The organism is Kitasatospora sp. NPDC058218, from assembly GCF_042882445.1.
Classification (GTDB): Bacteria; Actinomycetota; Actinomycetes; order Streptomycetales; family Streptomycetaceae; genus Kitasatospora.
This window is the reverse complement of the sequence record NZ_JBHVWC010000077.1, coordinates 1-19,916: the sequence shown is the minus strand read 5'-3', so window position 1 is coordinate 19,916 and position 19,916 is coordinate 1. Positions and strand designations below refer to the sequence as shown.

16 protein-coding genes are annotated in these 19,916 nt (G+C 73.4%); 11 read left to right on the top strand and 5 right to left on the bottom strand.

Going from position 1 to position 19,916, the window contains the following annotated elements; all coding sequences use genetic code 11:
* The first annotated feature begins 2 nt into the window (after positions 1–2).
* From ACFVYI_RS36295 to ACFVYI_RS36270, 6 genes are all read left to right on the top strand, one after another.
* Complete coding sequence (locus ACFVYI_RS36295) at positions 3–2,114, top strand: FixH family protein (protein ID WP_387893529.1); 2,112 nt, start codon at positions 3–5, stop codon at positions 2,112–2,114.
* A 5-nt stretch (positions 2,115–2,119) separates the two neighbouring features.
* A complete protein-coding gene (gene efeB, locus ACFVYI_RS36290) occupies positions 2,120–3,457 on the top strand; it encodes an iron uptake transporter deferrochelatase/peroxidase subunit (protein WP_387893527.1) in 1,338 nt (445 codons plus the stop codon).
* Between the two features lie 140 nt (positions 3,458–3,597).
* Entirely contained in the window at positions 3,598–4,533 is a 936-nt protein-coding gene (gene pheA / locus ACFVYI_RS36285) for a prephenate dehydratase (protein WP_360636448.1), read from the top strand.
* 636 nt (positions 4,534–5,169) lie between these two features.
* Entirely contained in the window at positions 5,170–6,444 is a 1,275-nt protein-coding gene (gene serS, locus ACFVYI_RS36280; RefSeq protein WP_387893525.1) for a serine--tRNA ligase, read from the top strand.
* Between the two features lie 49 nt (positions 6,445–6,493).
* The gene (locus tag ACFVYI_RS36275; RefSeq protein WP_387893523.1) at positions 6,494–7,342 is read left to right on the top strand and encodes an HAD family hydrolase; all 849 of its coding nucleotides are present in this window, start codon (positions 6,494–6,496) and stop codon (positions 7,340–7,342) included.
* 178 nt (positions 7,343–7,520) lie between these two features.
* Entirely contained in the window at positions 7,521–9,314 is a 1,794-nt protein-coding gene (locus ACFVYI_RS36270) for an LCP family protein (RefSeq protein ID WP_387893521.1), read from the top strand.
* A 59-nt stretch (positions 9,315–9,373) separates the two neighbouring features.
* Here ACFVYI_RS36270 and ACFVYI_RS36265 read toward each other — a convergent pair whose 3' ends face one another.
* A complete protein-coding gene (locus ACFVYI_RS36265; protein WP_387893519.1) occupies positions 9,374–10,141 on the bottom strand; it encodes a sporulation protein in 768 nt (255 codons plus the stop codon).
* 165 nt (positions 10,142–10,306) lie between these two features.
* Here ACFVYI_RS36265 and ACFVYI_RS36260 point away from each other — a divergent pair, with 165 nt between their 5' ends.
* Both ACFVYI_RS36260 and ACFVYI_RS36255 read left to right on the top strand, forming a co-directional pair.
* The gene (locus ACFVYI_RS36260) at positions 10,307–11,047 is read left to right on the top strand and encodes a FadR/GntR family transcriptional regulator (protein WP_387893517.1); all 741 of its coding nucleotides are present in this window, start codon (positions 10,307–10,309) and stop codon (positions 11,045–11,047) included.
* Positions 11,048–11,106: 59 nt separating this feature from the next.
* Entirely contained in the window at positions 11,107–12,441 is a 1,335-nt protein-coding gene (locus ACFVYI_RS36255) for a CynX/NimT family MFS transporter (protein WP_387893515.1), read from the top strand.
* 63 nt (positions 12,442–12,504) lie between these two features.
* Here the strand turns inward: ACFVYI_RS36255 and ACFVYI_RS36250 are convergent, their stop codons facing one another.
* The 4 genes from ACFVYI_RS36250 to ACFVYI_RS36235 all read right to left on the bottom strand — a co-directional run bounded on the left by ACFVYI_RS36250 (position 12,505) and on the right by ACFVYI_RS36235 (position 16,117).
* A complete protein-coding gene (locus ACFVYI_RS36250) occupies positions 12,505–13,221 on the bottom strand; it encodes an ABC transporter permease (RefSeq protein ID WP_387893513.1) in 717 nt (238 codons plus the stop codon).
* Positions 13,222–13,286: 65 nt separating this feature from the next.
* Positions 13,287–14,234 carry an ABC transporter ATP-binding protein gene (locus tag ACFVYI_RS36245; protein ID WP_387893511.1) on the bottom strand — a complete coding sequence of 316 codons (948 nt, stop codon included), beginning with the start codon at positions 14,232–14,234 and terminating at the stop codon, positions 13,287–13,289.
* Between the two features lie 25 nt (positions 14,235–14,259).
* A complete protein-coding gene (locus tag ACFVYI_RS36240) occupies positions 14,260–15,162 on the bottom strand; it encodes an ABC transporter permease (RefSeq protein WP_387893510.1) in 903 nt (300 codons plus the stop codon).
* Positions 15,146–16,117, bottom strand: coding sequence for an ABC transporter ATP-binding protein (locus tag ACFVYI_RS36235; RefSeq protein WP_387893509.1), 972 nt, complete (start codon positions 16,115–16,117; stop codon positions 15,146–15,148). The genes ACFVYI_RS36240 and ACFVYI_RS36235 overlap by 17 nt, the downstream gene beginning before the upstream one ends.
* A gap of 190 nt (positions 16,118–16,307) precedes the next feature.
* Between ACFVYI_RS36235 and ACFVYI_RS36230 the strand changes: the two genes are divergently transcribed.
* From ACFVYI_RS36230 to ACFVYI_RS36220, 3 genes are read left to right on the top strand one after another with little or no spacing between them, the layout of a single operon-like run.
* Positions 16,308–16,736 carry a hypothetical protein gene (locus ACFVYI_RS36230; RefSeq protein ID WP_387893508.1) on the top strand — a complete coding sequence of 143 codons (429 nt, stop codon included), beginning with the start codon at positions 16,308–16,310 and terminating at the stop codon, positions 16,734–16,736.
* Between the two features lie 13 nt (positions 16,737–16,749).
* Positions 16,750–19,038, top strand: coding sequence for a hypothetical protein (locus ACFVYI_RS36225; protein ID WP_387893506.1), 2,289 nt, complete (start codon positions 16,750–16,752; stop codon positions 19,036–19,038).
* Positions 19,035–19,721, top strand: a complete 687-nt coding sequence (locus tag ACFVYI_RS36220; RefSeq protein WP_387893504.1) for a hypothetical protein — start codon at positions 19,035–19,037, stop codon at positions 19,719–19,721. The genes ACFVYI_RS36225 and ACFVYI_RS36220 overlap by 4 nt, the downstream gene beginning before the upstream one ends.
* The last annotated feature ends 195 nt before the right edge of the window (positions 19,722–19,916 follow it).

Genomic DNA, 19,916 nt, shown 5'->3' with positions numbered 1-19,916 from the left:
AGATGCTGACGGCCGCGTTGCCGAACCCCACCACCCGCCGCCGGCTCGTCGGGCTGCTGGGCCTGCTCGGCGCGGTGCTCGCGCTGATGCTCGCCGGCGCCGGGCCCGCCGCCGCCCACGCCACCCTGCAGTCCACCGACCCGGCGCAGAACTCGGTCGTCGCGACCGCGCCGCAGGCCGTCACGCTGACCTTCAGCGAGGCGGTGTCGCTCTCCGGGGACTCGGTCCGGGTCCTCGACCCGGCCGGCAAGGCGGTCGACACCGGCGGCCCCGCGCACGCGGACGGCAAGGACAACACCGCCCGGGTCGGGCTGAACAGCGGCCTGGCCAACGGCACCTACACGGTGGCCTGGCGCGCGGTCTCCGAGGACTCCCACCCGATCGGCGGCGCGTTCACCTTCTCCGTCGGCGCGCCCTCGGACACCTCCGTCTCCACCACCGCGCTGAGCGGCGCCGAGGCCGACGACGTGGTCGCCGCGCTGTACGGCACCGGCCGGGCCGTCGCCTACGGGGCGTTCGCGCTGCTCATCGGCGCGGCCGCGTTCGTGCTGGCCTGCTGGCCGGCCGGGGCGGCGCACCGCGCGGTGCAGCGGCTGCTGATGACCGGCTGGGTGGCCCTGCTGGTCTCCACCGTCGCGGTGCTGATGCTGCGCGGCCCGTACGAGCGGGGCTCGGGGCTCGGGCAGGCCTTCGACCTGTCGCTGGTGCGCGCCACCCTGGACGAGCGGATCGGCACCGCGCTGGCCGCCCGGCTGCTGCTGCTGGCGGCGAGCGGGGTCTTCCTGTCGCTGCTGGTCGGCCAGCTCGGGCAGCCGGCGACGCCGCGCCCGGCGCAGGCCGGGGACGGCCGGGCGACGGGCGACGAGCCCGCGACCGACACCGACACCGACACCGACACCGACACCGACACCGACCGGACCGCGCTTCAGGAGCGGACGACGGAGGACGCTCAGGACGCCGAGGAGGCGGAGGAGGCCGAGCTGCGGCAGCTGGAGCGGCGCGCCGCCGAGCGCCCGCAGCACGAGGCCCGGCTGGGCCTCGGCGTGGCCGGGCTGGTGCTGGCCGTCGCCCTCTCGGCGACCTGGGTCGGCGCCGACCACGCCTCGGTCGGCATCCAGGTCTGGCTGGCGCTGCCGCTCGGCGTACTGCACCTGATCGCCATGGCGCTCTGGCTCGGCGGCCTGGCCGGGATGCTGGTCGGCCTGCGGCACGGGATCGGCGCGGACGCCGCCGACCGGTTCTCCCGGATCGCCTTCGGTTCGGTGGCGGTGCTCACCGCCACCGGGATCTACCAGTCCTGGCGCGGTCTCGGCAGCTGGGGCGCGCTGACCGGTACCGAGTACGGGCGGCTGCTGCTGGTGAAGACCGGCTGCGTGGTCGCGATGCTCGGCGTCGCCTGGATCTCCCGCGCCTGGCTGGCCCGGCTGCGGGCCGCCCCGGCGGAGGCCGAGGCGGTCGCGCCGGTCGAGGCGCCGGAGCCGGTCGCCGTCGCGGCCCACAGCGACGACCCGGTCCGGCAGGCCCAGCTGGCCCGCCAGCAGGCTGCCCGGGCGAGCGCCGGCCGCGCGCGCGGACTCACCCCGACCCGGGCCGGGCTGCGCCGCTCGGTGCTGGTCGAGGCGCTGGTGGCGGTGGCCGTGCTGGTGGTCACCACGATGCTCACCAACTCGCCGCCCGGCCGGGTGGCGGGCGAGGTCGCGGCCGCCGGGACCGCGAACGGCGCCGCCGTGCCCGCGCCGGGCGTGCCCGCCCCGCAGACGGTGCCCGGCCAGACGCTGGAGCTCAAGCTCCCGTACGACACCAAGGGCCGCACCCCGAACGCCAAGGGCACCGCGACCGTCACCCTCAACCCGGCCCGGACCGGTCCCAACGAAGTCCACCTGAGCCTGGACGGGGTGGACGGCCGGCCGGTCGACGTCCCCGAGGTGGAGCTCGCCTTCACCCTGCCGGACCGCGACCTCGGCCCGCTGCCGGTGCCGCTGACCGCCGAGGGCGCGGGACGCTGGAGCGGCACCGCGCAGCTGCCGCTGGCCGGGAACTGGGTGGTGTCGGTGCAGGTCCGCTCCTCGGACATCGACCAGACCACCGAGATCAAGCAGCTGAAGATCGGGTGAGGGCGATGCGCAACGCCACGGGCACGGGCGGGACCACGAGTGCCGGGAGCGCCGCGGGCACCGGCGAGGCCACTGGTCCCGGGAGCGCCCCCGGCCGGGCCCCGCGGGCCGGTGTCACCCGGCGGGCCCTGCTGGGCACCGCCGGGGCCGGGCTGGTGGTCGGTGCGGGCGCCGGTGCGGCCGGGGCGGTCGCCCTGGACCGGGCCCCCGCGGCCGTGCCCGCCGCCGGCCCGAACGGCGCGCTCGGCGCCGGGCGGGTGCCGTTCCACGGCGAGCACCAGGCCGGCATCCTCGAACCGCAGCAGGCCCGGGTCCAGCTGGCCGCCTTCGACCTGGCCGGCGGCGTCGGCCGGGACGGGCTGCGCACCCTGCTGCGGAGCTGGTCCCGGACGGCCGCGCTGATGGCCGCCGGCGAACCGGCCGACGCCTTCGAGAACCAGGTGGCCCTGGACGCCGGCCCCTGCTCGCTGACCGTCACCTTCGGCTTCGGTGCCACCCTGTTCGACAAGGCCGGCCTCGCCGACCGCCGCCCGGCGGCGCTGGAGCCGCTGCCCGCCTTCCCGGCGGACGCGCTGGACCCGGCCCGCGGCGACGGCGACCTCTTCGTCCAGATCGGCGCCGACGACGCGCTGGTCGCCGTGCACGCCCTGCGGGTGCTCCAGCGCCAGGCGGCCGGCACGGCGGCGCTGCGCTGGCAGGCGGCCGGGTTCGCCCGGACGCCCGGCGCCACCGCGCACCCGATGACCGGGCGCAACCTGATGGGCCAGATCGACGGCACCAACAACCCCAGGCCCGGCGAGGACGGCTTCGCCGGCAAGGTGTTCTGTGCCGGCGGTGACGACCGCGGCGCCTGGCTGACCGGCGGCTCGTACCTGGTGTTCCGGCGGATCCGGATGCTGCTGGACAACTGGGAGGCGCTGCCGGTCGACCGCCAGGAGCGGGTGATCGGCCGCCGGAAGGCGGACGGCGCACCGCTCTCCGCGCCCGCCTCCGGTGGCGAGACCACCCCGGTGGACCTGGCCGCGCAGGGGGCGGACGGCACGCTCGCCGTGCCCGCCGACGCGCACGTCCGGGTCGCCGCACCGGCGGCCAACGGCGGGGCGGCCATGCTGCGGCGGGGCTTCTCCTACCACGACGGCCTGCTGGCCGACGGCTCACCGGACGCCGGGCTGCTCTTCCTCGCCTTCCAGGCCGACCCGGGCCGGGGCTTCACCCCGGTGCAGCGCAAACTCGCCCGGGGCGACGGCCTCTCGCGCTTCCTGCGGCACGAGGCCAGTGGCCTGTACGCCGTGCCGCCCGGTGCGCCGGAGGGCGGCTACGTGGGGCAGCCACTGCTGGAGTAGGCACCGCCGTGGACCGGTCAGGACCCCGGCCCGCGTCTCACCGGCCCCGCCCGGGCTTCCCACGGACCGGAACGCCGCCGTGGGCAGCGGGTGAAGTGGCTAAGGTGATCCGTTCGGTAACCCTTTCGCATGGAGGCGGCATGTCGGCCACCCGCTACACCTACCTCGGCCCGGCGGGCACCTTCACCGAGGCGGCCCTGCGCACCCTGCCCGAGGCGGCGACCCGGGAGCTGGTGCCGCTGGCCTCGGTGCCGCTGGTGCTGGACGCGGTACGCGGCGGCGAGGCCTCGGGCGCGTTCGTGCCGATCGAGAACTCCGTCGAGGGCGCCGTCACCGCGACCAACGACGAACTGGCCGCCGGCACCCCGCTGATGATCTACCGCGAGGTGCTGCTGCCGATCTCCTTCGCGCTGCTGGTGCGGCCCGGCACCGAACTGGCCGACATCAAGACCGTCACCAGCCACCCGGTGGCCCAGCCGCAGGTGCGCCGCTGGCTGGCCGCCAACCTGCCGGACGCCCGCTGGGAGTCCTCGGCCTCCAACGCCGACGGCGCCCGGCTGGTCGCCGAGGAGCGGTTCGACGGTGCGTTCGCGGGCGAGTTCGCGGCGCCGATCTACGGGCTGGACCCGCTGGTCAAGGACATCGCCGACGCGCAGAACGCGACCACCCGCTTCATCCTGGTGGGCCGGCCCGGGCGGGTGTCCTCACCGACCGGCGCGGACAAGACCTCGATGGTGGTCTGGCTGCCGGACGACCACCCGGGCGCCCTGCTGGAGCTGCTGCAGGAGTTCGCGGTGCGGGGGGTCAACCTGATGCGGATCGAGTCCCGGCCGACCGGCGAGGGGCTCGGCAGCTACTGCTTCCTGATCGACTGCGAGGGCCACCTCGCCGACCGCCGGGTGAGCGAGGCGCTGATGGGCCTCAAGCGGATCTGCCCGCACGTGCGCTTCCTCGGCTCCTATCCGCGCGCCGACCGGCAGGGCTCCAAGCACCAGCGGCCGGGCACCTCGGACGCCGACTTCACCGAGGCGGCCGACTGGCTCTCCCGCTGCCTCGACGGGCGCGGCGACATCTGAGGCGTCCGGGCGTCCCGGGGTCCGGGCACCGGGACGCCCCGGGCACGCTCCGGGCCGAGGGCATCCGGGACGGCCGGGGACGGCGAGGCGGTTGCGGCATCCGGGTGACCTGGGGATCCGGGACATTTGATCGCCGACTTTCGTTTCCCTGTTCTTTCTCGACTGTTTTCGACTGCGCCCGGACGTCGGGGCGGGTGACCGCACCCGTCGTCCACAGGCACCGCACCGGTGGAACCGGCTGTCCACAGGCCCCGGGGCTGTCCACAGCCGAAAGTTATCCACAGACCTGGGGACGAGTCGACAAAACGGTATAGCCACTGCCGGTTTCGGTCGGAACATCGGTTAGCGGCGTAGAGATGACTAATCGGACCAGAGTCACCCGTGTGCCAGCAAATCACCCGTCTGAGTGCTTCAATTCCCTCACTCGGGAAGGTCAAATGAGGTTTGAAACCTCAATTCTTCGGTTGTGTGCACCGTCCCCACCCGAAGCCCGTCCATCCACAGCCCACCGGATCCTCCTGTGGATAACTCGGCCCCGGGCGATTGCCCACAGAAGTTATCCACAGGCTGCGGCGAGTTATCCCCAGGGAAAATCCCCTACCGGTGGACGGGGCCCCGCCCGGTAGGCTTGGGCCCGTGATTGACCTTCGCCTGCTCCGTGAGGACCCTGACCGAGTGCGCGCCTCGCAGCGCGTCCGTGGCGAGGACGTCGACCTGGTCGACGCCCTCCTCTCCGCCGACGAACGGCGGCGGTCCTCGGGCAGTCGCTTCGACGAGCTCCGCAACGAGCAGAAGACGCTCGGCAAGCAGGTCGCCAAGGCCCAGGGCGAGGAGAAGACCGCCCTGCTGCAGCGCACCAAGGCGCTCGCCGAGGAGGTCAAGGCCGCCGACGCCGAACAGGGCGTGGCCAAGGAGGAGGCCGAGCGCCTGCTCCGCTCGCTGGCGAACCTCATCGACCCGGCCGCCCCGGTCGGCGGCGAGGAGGACTTCGTCACGCTGGAGGAGATCGGCACTCCGCGCGACTTCGCCGCCGAGGGCTTCGAGCCCCGTGACCACGTCGAGCTGGGGCAGATCCTCGGCGCGATCGACACCGAGCGCGGCGCCAAGGTCGCCGGCGCGCGGTCCTACTACCTGACCGGTGTCGGCGCGCTGCTGGAGCTCGCCCTGGTCAACATGGCGATCACCCAGGCCACCGCGGCCGGCTTCATCCCGATGATCACCCCCGCCCTGGTCCGCCCGGCCGCCATGGACGGCACCGGCTTCCTCGGCCAGGCCGCCGAGAACGTGTACTTCCTCGAAGAGGAGGAGCGCTACCTCGTCGGCACCAGCGAGGTCCCGCTCGCGGCGTACCACATGGACGAGATCATCGACGCGGACAAGCTGCCGCTGCGCTACGCCGGCTACTCCTCCTGCTTCCGCCGTGAGGCCGGCACCTACGGCAAGGACACCCGCGGCATCATCCGCGTCCACCAGTTCGAGAAGGTGGAGATGTTCGTCTTCACCACGCCCGAGGACGCCGAGAACGAGCACCGTCGCCTGCTGCAGTGGGAGAAGGACTTCCTCAACGCCCTGGAGCTGCCGTACCGGGTGATCGACGTCGCCTCCGGCGACCTCGGCTCCTCGGCCGCCCGCAAGTTCGACATCGAGGCCTGGATCCCGACCCAGGGCAAGTACCGCGAGGTCACCTCGACCTCCAACACGACCGAGTACCAGTCGCGCCGGCTCTCCATCCGGATGCGCGAGGAGGGCAAGGTCCGCCCGCTGGCCACGCTGAACGGCACCCTGGTCGCCGTCCCGCGCACCATCGTGGCGATCCTGGAGAACCACCAGCAGGCCGACGGCTCTGTGGTGGTCCCGGAGGCGCTGCGGCCGTTCCTCGGTGGGCGTTCCGTCCTGCCCCCGGTCAAGTAACGCCCACCGCACCACCGCCCGAAAGCAACTCCCGGGAGACGCACGGCCCATGAGCAGTACCAGCCCCAGCCCCGTCTCCCCCGTCGCCGGTGGCGACCTGCCCTTCCGGCTGGTCGCCACCGACCTCGACGGCACCCTGCTGACCGGCGAGGAGACCGTCTCCGCACGCACCCGCGCCGCGCTGGCCACGGCCACCGGCCTCGGCGCGGTGCACATCATCGTCACCGGCCGCTCGGCCGCCTGGGCCCGTCCGGTCTTCGACGAGATCGGCTACCGGGGCATAGCGGTCTGCGGCCAGGGTGCACAGGTCTACGACGCGGGCGCGCACAAGCTGCTCACCTCGCTCACCCTGGACCGCCGACTGGCCGCGCTGGCCGTCGCCAAGATCGAGGCGGAGACCGGCCCGCTGGCCGTCGCCGCCAACCAGGACGGCCTGGACGGCGACGTCCTGGCCGGCCCCGGCTACGAACTGCTGATCGGCTCCGACCTGCCGGTGGTCCGGGTCGACAAGGGCGAGCTGTTCGCCTCCCCGCTCAGCAAGCTCTACATCCAGCACCGCGGCCTGACCGACGACGCTCTCGCCGAGACCGCCCGCCGGGTCGCCGGCGACCTGGTCGGCGTCGTCATGGCGGGCGCCGGCATCGTCGAACTGCTGCCGCTGGGCCTCTCCAAGGCCACCGGCCTGGCCGTCGCCGCCCACCGCCTGGGCCTGCGCGCCACCGACACCATCGCCTTCGGCGACATGCCCAACGACGTGCCGATGTTCGGCTGGGCCGCGCACGGCGTCGCGATGGCCAACGCGCACGCGGAGCTGCTGGCGGTCGCCGACGAAGTGACCGTCAGCAACGACGAGGACGGCGTCGCCGCCGTACTGGAGCGGCTCTACCCGCAGCGGTGAGACGGGGCGGGGCCGCTCCACGGCACCCGGATGCTGACCGTCACAGGAAGAGTTTGTATGCTCCGCTGAAGCTCCGCGTCTCCCGGTGCGGTGCTCCTGTGCGGTTCTCCCGGCCGACCCGGGCCGTGCCCGCCGGACACGCACAGGATTGCTGCTTCCGCCGCTGAGAGGTACGCGCATGTCAGGCCAGTGGGACGAGAGCACGTCGGGGGCTGAAGGGCGGCGGCGCGCCGCGAACGGCCCCCGCAGCACCGGCGCCGCGCGCGCGGCCGGCACCCCGCGGGCCGGCAGCGGCTCACGCGGTGGGGTCGGCACCGAACGACCGGCCGACGCCACCGCTCGCGTCCCCGCCCCCCGGCCGGGCGGCCGGGCGGAGGCCCGGCGGGCCGCCCAGGGCAAGGGCGGCGGCCGCGGCAAGGGCGACGGCGGGGCCTCCGACGGCGCCGCGACGGGCGGCCGGGCGGCCGCGCGCAACAGCCGCAAGCCCAAGCGGAACGTCAAGAAGGTCGTGGCCTGGTCGGTGGCCGGCGTCCTGGTGGTGCTGGCGGGCGCCGGCGGCGCGATCTACTACAAGCTGAACGGCAACATCAAGTCCTTCGACGCGGACGCCATCGCCACCGACCGTCCGCCGGAGGCGGTCGCCGACGCCAACGGCAACAAGCCCGTCAACATCCTGCTGATCGGCTCCGACTCGCGGGCCGGCAAGAACAGCGACCTCGGCGGCGGCAACGAGGGCGGTGCCCGTTCGGACACCACGATCCTGTTGCACGTCTACGCGGACCACAAGCACGCGGTGGGCATCTCCATCCCCCGCGACGCCCTGGTGACCATCCCGGCCTGCAAGCTGCCGAACGGCAAGTGGACCAAGGAGTCGCCCGGGCAGATGTTCAACTCGGCGTTCTCGGTGGGCAACAGCGAGTCCGGCAACCCGGCCTGCACGCAGAACACGGTGGAGAAGCTCACCGGCATCCGGGTCGACCACACCATAGAAGTGAACTTCGAGGGCTTCGCGGCGATGACCGAGGCCGTCGACGGCGTCGACGTCTGCCTGCCGAACGACATCTACGAGGGGCACCTCAACCCCAACCTGGGCAAGAAGGGCAAGGTCGTCCTGCCCAAGGGGAAGCAGAAGCTCTCCGGCCAGAAGGCGCTGGACTACGTCCGGCTGCGGCACGGCATCGGCGACGAGTCGGACGTCGGCCGGATGAAGCGCCAGCAGGCCTTCCTGGCCTCGCTGATGACCAAGGTCAAGGGCGAGGGCCTGAACCCGACCACGCTGCTGCCGCTGGCCGACGCCGCCACCAAGTCGATGACGGTCGACCCCGGACTGGACTCGGCCAAGAAGCTGATGGACTTCGCGCTGTCGATGAAGAACATCGACCTGCACGACGTCAAGTTCCTCACCACGCCGTGGCGCTACAACGGCCCCCGGATCGACCTGGTCCACCCGGCCGTCGACAACCTCTGGAAGACCCTCCAGGCCGACCGCACCATCGACGGTGAGGACGCCACGGGCAAGCAGGAGGACGCGCCGCAGACCCCGACCGCCGCCCCCGAGACCACCCCGGCCGCGCCCTCGCCGGCCGCCGTGGACGGGCCGGTGAAGGTCGCGGTCTACAACGGCACCACCGCCACCGGGCTGGCCGCCAAGGCCGCCGAGACGCTCAAGGCCGCCAAGGTCACCGTCACCGGGGTCACCACCGCCAAGAACACCACCAAGGCGACCACCACGGTGGAGTACGGCGCCGGTCAGAAGGCCAATGCGGAGAAGGTCGCGGCGCTGTTCCCGGGCGCCGTCCTGACGCCCACTTCGGCGGCCGGGATCAGCCTGGTCCTCGGCAAGGACTACGCCGCGGCCAACGCCACCGCGGCCACCGCCGCCCCCAGCGTGCCGGCCCCGCTGCCCAGCGAGGTGGTCAACGAGGCCCGCTCGGCCGACGACGACATCTGCAGCAACGTCTCCTACGGATAGCCGCTGCCGGGCCCACCGCCGCCGGCCCCGGACGCCCGGGACCGGCGGCGGCGCGGGTGTCAGAGCGCGGCGCGGATCCAGCCGTCGACCAGGGCGGTGAGGTCCTGGTCGGCCTGGCCGTGCTCGACCACGTGGGTGCGGATGACGTCGCCGCCGCCGTGGCCGAAGAGACCGCCGCGCTTGTCCGCCTCCAGCACCACCTCGACCCGGTGCCCGGTGGTGACGAAGCTGACCTCCAGCGAGTTGCAGGCGTGCGCGTACTGCGGCGCGGCGGAGAACTCGATCTCCTGGTAGAACGGCAGCGTCTGGCCGGTGCCCCGGATGTGGCCGGCCTCCAGGTCGGCCGAGCGGAACCGGAAGCCGAGCTGCAGCAGGGAGTCCAGGATCCGGCGCTGCACCGGCAGCGGCTCGATCTCCAGCGGGTCGGAGTCGCCCTTGTCGAGCGCGCCCGCGATGTCGACCTCCGTCCGCACGCCGAGCTGCATGCCGTGCAGGTGCTGGCCGGCGACGACGGTGACCGGCGCCTCCCACGGCACCTGGACGGCGAACGGGATCGACCGGTTCTCGCCGGGCGCCAGCACCAGCGGCGCGGTGACGGAGAACCGCGCGAACGGGTAGAGGCCGGTGCTCTCGCCCTCCTCGTGCTCGATCTCCACCCGGGCGACCAGGGTCAGCGTGATCCCCCGGATGTCCGCCTCGACCGTCCCGCCGGTCAGCTCGACCGTCCCGTGCAGGGTGGCGCCGGGCTGCACGACCGGCGTGGTCAGGACGGTGTCGACGCCGGGACCGCCGACGCCCAGGGCACCGAGCAGCTTCTTGAACACCATGGGGGCGCTCTCCTCGAAATAGGGGTGGACCGAAGTCGTCGGGAGGAACGCCAGGACGGCCCGGACGGTTCCCCCGGACCGGCCAACGGCCAGTTGTAGGATGACCGGGCAAGCGGTTGTAGGATGACCGACGACCACCGAACGGGAACCGAGGGGAGCTCCGCCATGACCGCGCCCGGCCACAGCCAGGACACCTTGCAGGCCGCCGGCCGGCGCTCCCTGGTGGACACCGCCATCGACCAGCTGCGCGAGCAGCTCGCCGCCGGCGCCTGGCCGGTCGGCTCGCGGATCCCCACCGAGCACGAGCTGGCCGAGCGGCTGCAGGTCGGGCGCAACACCGTGCGGGAGGCGATCCGGGTGCTGGTGCACGCCGGCATGCTGGTCTCCCGGCAGGGTGAGGGCACCTTCGTGCGCAGCACCAGCGACCCGGCCTCCGTCCTGCGGGGTGTCCAGCGCTCCGGCGTCCGGGACGTCCTGGAGGTCCGGGCGGCGCTGGAGGCCGAGGGCGCCCGGCTGGCGGCCCTGCGGCACACTCCCGAGGACATCGTCCGGATGCGGGCCGCGCTGGCCCGCGAGGCCGAGGTGATCGCGGCGCACCCGGAGCGGGCCGGCCGCGAGGCGACCGTCGAACACGACCTGGAGTTCCACACCGCCGTGGTCGAGGCCGCGCACAATCCCGCGCTGACCGAGGTCTACCGCTACTTCGGCGCCTCGGTGCGGGAGTCGATGCGGACGGCCTTCGGCGACCACGAGATGCCCGAGGTGGTCGTGGCCACCCACGCGGCACTGGTCGACGCGATCGAGAGCGGCGACCCGGACCGCGCCGAGGCCGCGTGTCGGGCGCTGCTCGCCGAGCCCACCGCGGCCGTCGAGCAGCTCCTCGCGGCCATCGCGGCCCGGAAGTAAGCGGCGCCCCGCCCCCTTCCGCGCCCCGCACCCCCGTTCACGAAAGAGCAGCACGCCCCATGGCCGTCACCCGTGCCCAACAGCCGGTCGTCACCCACTCCCCGCTCCCCGTCCGCACCCGGCTGGCCCACCCCGCCCTGCTGCTGACCGGCATCCTGCTGGTCGCCCTCAACATGCGGGCCTGCCTGGCGGCGATCTCGCCGATGGTCGGCGAGATCCAGCACACCTTCGGCCTCTCCGCGACAGCGAGCGGTCTGATCACCACCGTGCCGGTGCTCTTCCAGGGCGTCGGCGCCCCGCTCACCCCCCGGCTGACCAGGCGGTTCGGCACCGAGCGGGTGGTGCTGGGCGCCGTGCTGGTGCTCGGCGCCGGCGTGCTGCTGCGGGTGCTGCCCTCAGTGGCCGCGCTGTACGCCGGCTGCGTGGTGATCGGTGTCGCGATCGCGGTGCTGAACGTCTCGATGCCCGGCCTGGTGAAGCGCGAGTTCCCGGGCCGGGCCGCGGCCATGACCGGCGTCTACTCGACCACCATGCTGGTCGGCGCGACGCTCGCGGCGGGCACCTCGGTGCCCCTGGAGCGCGCCCTCGGCGGCGGCTGGCAGGCCTCGCTGGGAGCCTGGTCGCTGCTGGCGCTGGTCGCGGCGGTCGCCTGGCTGCCGCAGGTGCTGCGCACCGCGAGCGAGCCAAAGGGCGCGCCGACGCCGAAAGCGACGAGCGACAAGCGAGCGCTGGGGGCACCCCCGGCCGAAGGCTCGGGGAGAGTGCCGGAGGGAGGAGTGTCTGCGTCGGGCCAAGAGCGCCCGGCGGCCAGCCGAGCGGCGGAGGGCAGCCTCTGGCGTTCGCCGCTGGCCTGGCAGATCAGCCTCTTCATGGGCATCTCGTCGCTGCTGGTCTACACCCTGGTGGCGTGGATGCCGACCATCCTGGCCGACCACGGGATGGACCGCGGCGAGGCCGGCCTGGTCTTCGCCTTCTCCAACCTGGTCCAGGTGGCCGGTGCCTTCCTGGTGCCGCTGCTGGCCGGCCGGATGACCCGGCAGCGGACGCTGGCCGTGGTGATGGCCGCGCTGAACGCGGTCGGCATCACCGTCCTGCTGGTCTCGCCGGTGCCCGGCGCCTGGGTGGCGGCCACCATCCTGGGCATCGCCCAGGGCGGCTCACTCGGCCTCGCGCTCGCCTTCATCGTGCTGCGCACCGACAGCGCGGCCGGCGCCGCCCAGCTGGGCGGCATGTCGCAGGCGGTCGGCTACCTGGTGGCCGCGGCCGGGCCGGTCGGTGCCGGGGCACTGCACCAGCTGACCGGTGGCTGGAACCTCCCGCTGGTGCTGCTGCTGGTGCTGGCGGCGGTCGCCGCCGTGGCCGGCTGGGGCGCGGGCCGCAACCGGACGCTCTGAGGCACCGGGACACCCGGTCTGGCACCCGGTCCGCCGGGCGGGCCGGGCCCGCCCGGCGGCGGGCTACTCCTCGGCGGCCAGGGTCAGCCCGGCCAGCCGCACCGAGGCGAGCACCGTGGCCGCCACCGTGAGCACCAGCAGCAGCGGGACGGCCACCCCGAGCGCGACGTCCGCGGTGATCGCGCCCTTCCCGGCCACCGCCTCGGCCACCGACAGCCCCCACTGCTGGACGCTGAGCGTCTTGGCGCCCTTCACGAAGTTGCCGATCAGGGACTCCCAGATCAGCGCGTACACCAGACCGGCCACCACCGCGTGCCGGGTGACCACGCCGAGCAGCAGGAACAGCGCGCTGTACGCCGCACCGGCCACCAGCGCGGCGACGGTGTAGCCGAGCGCCAGGCCGTCCTCGGTGCCGTACAGCAGCAGGCCGGCCAGCAGGATCGGGATCGCCGAGAACACCCAGGTGGTGCCGACCGCCACGGCCAGCTTGGTGGTGATGATCTTCCAGCGGGGCAGCGGCTTGGCCAGCAGGTAGACGATCGAGCCGTCGTCGATCTCGGTGGCGATGGCGCCGGTGCCGACGACCAGGCCGAGGATCGGCAGCAGCGTGCCGAGGCCCAGCTGGCCGAGGATCTTGACGGTCAGGTCGTGCTTGTCCCCGCTGGAGCCGCTGGCGATCGCCGAGACGAGCAGCAGCAGGGCGGGGACCACCAGCAGCAGGACGCCGCGGCGGCGGCCCAGCAGGCCGCGCAGCGTCAGCCTGGCGACGGTCGGGTTCATGGTTGGTCGGCCTTCCTGGGGTCCGGTTCCGGGGGTGGTGCAGGTCCTGTCCGACCGGACGGGGCCTAGGCGGAGACGAGGTAGGAGAAGACGCTCTCCAGCGACTCGTCGGCCGGAGCGACGGTGTACAGCCGGACGCCGGCCTGCTGGGCGACCTTCGGCAGCAGGGTGGTGAAGCCCTGGAAGTTGACCGCCTGGATCCGCAGCCCGCCCGCCTCGCCCGGCACCGCCCCTCCGTCGGGGCCCTGCCGGTCCAGCTCGATGCCGGCCGTGGACGGGTCCGCGATCAGCGCGGCCGCCAGCCGGCGGTCGTCGCTGGAGCGGACCAGGTAGCGGTGCGGCCGGTCGGTCATCAGCCGGCGGATCTTGCGGAAGTCCCCGGAGGCGGCGTGCCGGCCGGCCACCACGACCTCGATGTGCCGGGCCAGCTGCTCGACCTCCTCCAGGATGTGCGAGGAGAAGAGCACCGTGCGTCCGTCGGCTCCGAAGCGGCGCAGCAGCTCCATCAGCTGCAGCCGCTGGCGCGGGTCCATGCCGTTGAACGGCTCGTCGAGCAGCAGCACGGAGGGGTCGTGGACCAGGGCCGACGCCATCTTGACGCGCTGCTTCATGCCCTTGGAGTACGTCCCGGTCTTCCGGTCCTGGGCGTACTCCATCTCCACCAGGGACAGCGCCCGCCGGGCGGCGGCGGCCGGGTCGGCGAGGCCGTGGAGTTCGGCGTTGGCGAGCACGAACTCCCAGCCGCTCAGGTAGTCGTACATCGACTCCCGCTCGGGGACGAGCCCGATCTGCCGGTACACCTCCTGGTTGCGCCAGATCGGCGCGCCGTCCAGGGTGACCGCCCCGGTGGAGGGGGCGAGGAAGCCGCTCATCATGTGGATGAGGGTGGACTTGCCCGCGCCGTTGGGCCCCAGCAGGCCGGTGACGCCGGGACCGATCGCCATGCTGACGTCGTTGACGGCGACCACGTTGCCGAACCAGCGGGAGACCTTGTCGATGGTGATGGTGGCCATGACGCCCTCTCAGATCCTGCGGTTGTCAGATGTTGCGGTAGCGGCGCAGCAGCAGCGCGTACGAGCCGGCCACCATCGCGGCGGCGGTGGCGGCGAAGACCACCACACCGAGGACGCCGGGCGCGTGCATCCGGCCCGGGTCGCTCCCGAGGTCGAACAGCTGGTTCACCAGGCTCTCCACCAGCCCGTTGGGCGAGAGCAGGGCCACCCACTGCGCGGAGTCCGGCACGTTGCCGGGACCGCCGCCGCTGATGCCGACGACGACACCGACCACGGCGGTGCTGATCGCCAGGTAGCCCATGATCGCGGCCACCCCGAAGCCGCGCCGCGGCGTGGTGGCGGCGATCACCAGCGCGACCGAGGTCGGCACCAGGGCGTACAGCACGGCCGTGACCAGGCCGTAGAGGAAGTGCGCGGTGTTGTGCCCGAAGTCCAGCCCGCCGAGCAGTGCGCCGAGGTAGAGGACCAGCAGCGGCGCGGCCATCAGCAGCAGCTGGGCGCAGGCCATCGCGGCGAACTTGGCCCGCACGTAGTCGGCCCGGGTGATCGGGCGGGAGAAGTACAGCGGGACGGTGTGGTGCCGGAGGTCCCGCGAGAGCAGGACGGGCGCCTGTGCGGCCAGGAAGATCGAGACCAGCAGCCCGAGCATCCCGAGGTACTCCGGGTAGTCGACCGGCAGCTCGTCCTGGTGCTGGCTGAGCGCGAGCGCCACCATGATCGCGGCCGGCACGGTGACCACACCGAGCAGCAGCATCGGCAGCACCTTGGACCGGCCGGAACGCCCGAGGCCGTACGCGGCGCGCAGGCTCTGGGTGAACAGCGCGCGGGTGGCGTAGGCCCGGCCGAGCCGGGGGCCGGCGTAGCCGCGGTAGCCGATGTCGTGGATGACGCCGGTGTCGAGCGGCCTGGCCTCAGACGGCAGCGCCATCTGCGGTACCTCCCTTGCTCTGCGTACCGCTGGTGTCCGTGAACAGCTCGGCGACCCGGTGGCGGCGCTGCTCCAGCCGGACCAGCCCGAGGCCGAGGTCCGCGACCGCGTCGCGGATGGTGTCGTAGGTGTCGTCGCCGGCGAGCCGCACCAGCAGGATCCGCGCGCCCTCCGGCTGCACCGACAGCCCGGCGGCGGCCAGCCGCTCGTGCACGGCGGCGCTCGCGTCGCGGGTGTGGTCGTCCGGGAAGTCCGTCACCTCGACCGCGAGGGTGGCCGTCACCCCGGTGAACGAGGCGGTGGACGAGGAGCGCAGCAGCTTGCCCCCGTCGATGATCACCAGGTGGTCGCAGGTCCGCTCCAGCTCACCGAGCAGGTGGGTGGTGACCAGCACCGAGATGCCGAAGTCGGTGTGCACCCGGCGGATCAGCGCCAGCATGTCGTCCCGGCCGACCGGGTCCAGGCCGTTGGTGGGCTCGTCCAGCAGCACCAGCTTCGGGTCGTGCACCAGCGCCTGGGCCAGCTTGACCCGCTGCTTCATGCCCGTCGAGTACCCGCCCATCGGCCGGTACCGCTCCTCGTACAGCCCGACGTGGCGCAGCGTGTCGGCCGTCCGCTCACGGGCGGCGGCGGCCGGCAGCCCGGCCATCCGCGCCATGTGCACCACGAACTCCGTCGCCGAGACGTCCGGCGGCAGGCAGTCGTGCTCCGGCATGTAGCCGACCTGCTCGCGGATCAGCGACCCCTGGGTGGCGACGTCGAGCCCGAGGACCTGCCCCGTGCCGGAGGTCGCCGGGGCCAGCCCCAGCAGGATCTTGATGAGTGTGGACTTGCCCGCCCCGTTCGCCCCCACCAGGCCGACCACCCCGGGCTCCACCTCAACGGTGAGCTGATCGAGGGCAGTGACCCGGGGGAACCTCTTGGTGAGGCCGTCCGTCTTGATGACAGTGGACACGTGCCCCACCGTAGTGTGGCCGCCCCGTGCAGGTCATGAGCTCGAATGACGACGCCCCGTGATGCTGCGGTATGACATCGGCCCGATGATCCCCTAGGGGTTCCGGCGCACCACCTCCCTTGTATTCTTTGCGAATTCCTAACACGGGGGCCGCCGGGGAGAGTGCCCGGCAGGGAGGGACGAGAGCACCATGTCGGATCGCGCGACCGCATTTGACCGGATGATGAACCCCTGGGCGTACGACGCCGACGGGAACCTGACCGCCGCGGCCAAGCAGCAGGAGGGTGCCCGCACCCGGATCAACTCGGCGAACGCCCCCGGCGACGGCGGCACCGTCGGAGTCGATCCCGCCGCGCTGGACTCCGCCGCCAACTCGTCGGACCAGATCCACGGCCGGCTCAACGGGGACGGCCGGGCCGCCGACGACGAGACCACCCAGGTGGCCACCTCGCTGGCCAACTGGAGCACCGGCAAGGCGGCCGCGCAGACCGCCGCCACCTGGGACCAGCAGATCGCCGCACTGAACAGCACCATCGGCGAACTCACCCAGGCCCTGCGGGACAGCGCCACCAACTACCGGAACAACGAAACCGCCGTCAAGCACGACATGAAGGGCTGAGGGGGCGGACGACATGGTCGACTTCCACGAACTGAGCACCGCCAAGCTGGACGTCCTCGGCACCGCCGCCACCGCCTGGGAAGACGTCGTCAAGAAGCTGAAGTCCATGGACGAGGAGTGGGACAGCGCGGTCATCGCCAAGGTCAACTCCGCCAACTGGAGCGGGCCCACCGCCGACCAGGCCCGGCCCAAGCTCCAGCGGGCCAACGAGCAGCTGACCGCCGCCGCCACCGAGGCCGGCGCGATCGCCTCGATCCTCAAGGACGCCGGACACGACTTCCAGGCCGCCAAGACCAAGCTGGACAAGGCGGTCGCGGACGCCAAGGGCGCCGGACTGACCGTCACCGACGACGGCACCGTCAGCTGGCCGCCGGCCGACAACGCGACCAGGCACGACCCGGACGCCAGCCGGGCCTACAACGACGAGTACCGCGGCAAGGCCGAGGCGGCCCGCAAGGCGATCGACGCGGCCGTCCAGGAGGCCACCGCCGCCGACGAGCGCGCCGCCTACGCGCTGCGCTCCGACACCTCCACCGACAACGTGAAGTCCTTCAACGCCAAGGCCGTCGGCGGCGGCCCCGAGGCGGACGGCATCCGGGCCGCCCAGCTCGCCGGCAAGGGCGGGAAGATCTCGGACGCCGAACTCACCGAGCTCAACTCGTTGTTGGCCGCCAACTCGAACGACCCGAAGTTCTCCACCCGCTTCTACCAGGACCTCGGCCCCAAGGGGACGCTGCAGGCCTGGAACAGCATGGTCGGCGACGAGCAGCAGTTCAACGGCGCCAGCGACGCCCGGTGGAAGCAGTACCAGGAGCTGCAGAAGAACCTCGGCCTCAACCTGGCCACCGCCACCCGCACCACCAACGAGCCCCACCTGTCCGACCAGTGGGCCGCCGACCTGCGCAAGGCCGGCTCCGAGACGATGTGGGACAAGCCGTACCGCCAGAGCGGCCTGGACTACTCGCCCTACGGCTACCAGGTCCTCTCCGGGATCCTGCGGACCGGCGACTACGACCCGCACTTCCTCAACCCGATCGCCGAGCACATCACCCAGCTGGACACCGACGACAAGTACTGGCCGGCCCCGGTGATGGGCCCGCGCAGCGACCGGCGCGGCTACAACCTCCTCGGCCAGGAGGGCGGTTCGGGCTGGGAGCCGACCACCGCCATCCTGGAGGCGATGGGCCACAGCCCGGAGGCGGCCACCAAGTTCTTCCACGACCAGCCGACCGCGTACAACACGGACGGCACCGTCAACCCCAACGGCAAGGCCAAGCCGTCGGACTACCTCACGTACTTCACGCACGACAAGGAGTACACGCCCGACACCGTCTCGCAGAAGAACGAGTTGCGCCAGCAGGGCATGCGCAGCGGTCCGGACGCCCTCGGCCACGCCCTGGAGGCGGCCACCACCGGCCGGCCGTACGACGACCACTCCGGCGTGTCGCCCAAGCACACCGCCGACCAGGCCGAGGTCATGAACCGGGTCGTGCAGACCTTCGGCACCCACGGCAACGGCGGCGTGCTCGACGACCTCAAGGGCGAGGACGCCAAGTTCGCGCCGCTGCGGGACAGCCTCGGGCACATGACCGCCGAGTACATGGGCGACACCCAACGCGCGCTCTCCCCGCACAAGGACGACCTGCCGGTCAACGGCGCCCCGGCCGGGCTGAAGGAGGCTCCGGTGCGCGGGCTGCTCGACGCGCTCGGCCGCGACCCGGACGCGTACGGCGCCGTGGTCAACGCCAACCAGGCGTACTCGACCGCGGTGGTGCGCGGCCACATCGACAGCGGACAGACCGACTTCGCCCGGCTGGAGTCGGAGATCGACTCCACCTCCCGGGCCGGCGGCGTCATCAGCGGCATCCTCAACGAGGCCCGGGTCAACGAGGTCCACCAGGAGCACGCCTCCTCCGACAAGGAGTACAACGAGGCCCTGGAGAAGAACGCCGGTTACGCGTCGACGGCGTTCACCACCACGATCGGCCTGGCCACCGAACGGGTCCCGATCGCGGGCGAGGCGGCCAACTTCATCGTCGAGCAGATCACCGACAGCGTGGTCAAGGCCAACGAGCGCGACACCAGCGAGGACGGCCGGCAGGAGGGCCGCGACTTCGTCGCCGAGGGCCGCGAGGGCGCGGCGGTCGGTGCCAAGCAGGCCGTCATCGACGCCGCCAACGGCACCAAGCTCAGCCCCGAGGACATCCAGCGGCTGGCCGACAGCGCCGGGGACCGGGCCCTCGACGGCTACACCGACGGCTCCTCCGGCAGCCAGAGCTCGAACGGGAAGGTCTCCGGATGAGGGCGGTGCGGCGCCGGACGGCGGCGGCCGCGCTGGCGCTGGCCGCCGCCGCGGTCCTGGCCGGCTGCGGCAGCGACGGTGGCGGCAACGGCGGGGACGGATCGGCGGCGGGGACGGCCTGCGACGGCGTCGTCCGCACCGGCGACGCCGAAGCCCTGCTCGACGAGGGCGCGAAGGCCTCCTACCGCCTCGACCGGCAGCTGGACGCGGCGCAGCAGCCCGGGCTCCAGCTGCTGGACTGCTCCGTCGAGGCCGCCAAGGGCCTGGGCCTGACCGTCCGGCTGACCGGCAGCGAGACCCCGGCCGGCGGCCTCCGGGCCCCGGCCCCGCCGGCCGGCGAACCGGTCTACGCGCTCGGCCTAGGCGACCGCGGCGGGGCCACCCGCTGGGGCGCCGACCTCACCTTCCGCTGCGACGGCCGCTATCTGAGGGCCGGTGCCAAGGCGCTGTACTTCACCGTCCAGGCCGGGCCGACCCCGCCGGGCGGGGACGGCGGGCAGGCGGCCTCGCCGCGCTGGACGCCGCAGGCCTGGGCCCGCCTCGCCGCGGCCACCGCCGAGCGTGCCGCGCGCGGTCCGCTCGGCTGCACGGCCGCGGTCGGCTGGCCGACCGGCGATCCCGTGCTCACCCCGGCGAGCCCGACGGGCGGCGCCACGGCCGGTCCGTCCGGCACCCCCGCGTGACGGAGGGGCGGCCGGCCTGACGGTCGGCCGCCCCTCCGGGCCACCCGGTGGGGGGGGGGGCCGGCGGCGCGCCCCCCCCCGCGGGCCGGGGGGGGCCCCGCGGGGGGGCCGGTCCCGGGGCGGGGCGCCGGGCGCGACGACGAGTGGCACGGCCTGCTGCTCAGCGGCTGCCCGAACGAGCGCCTGCTCGACCTG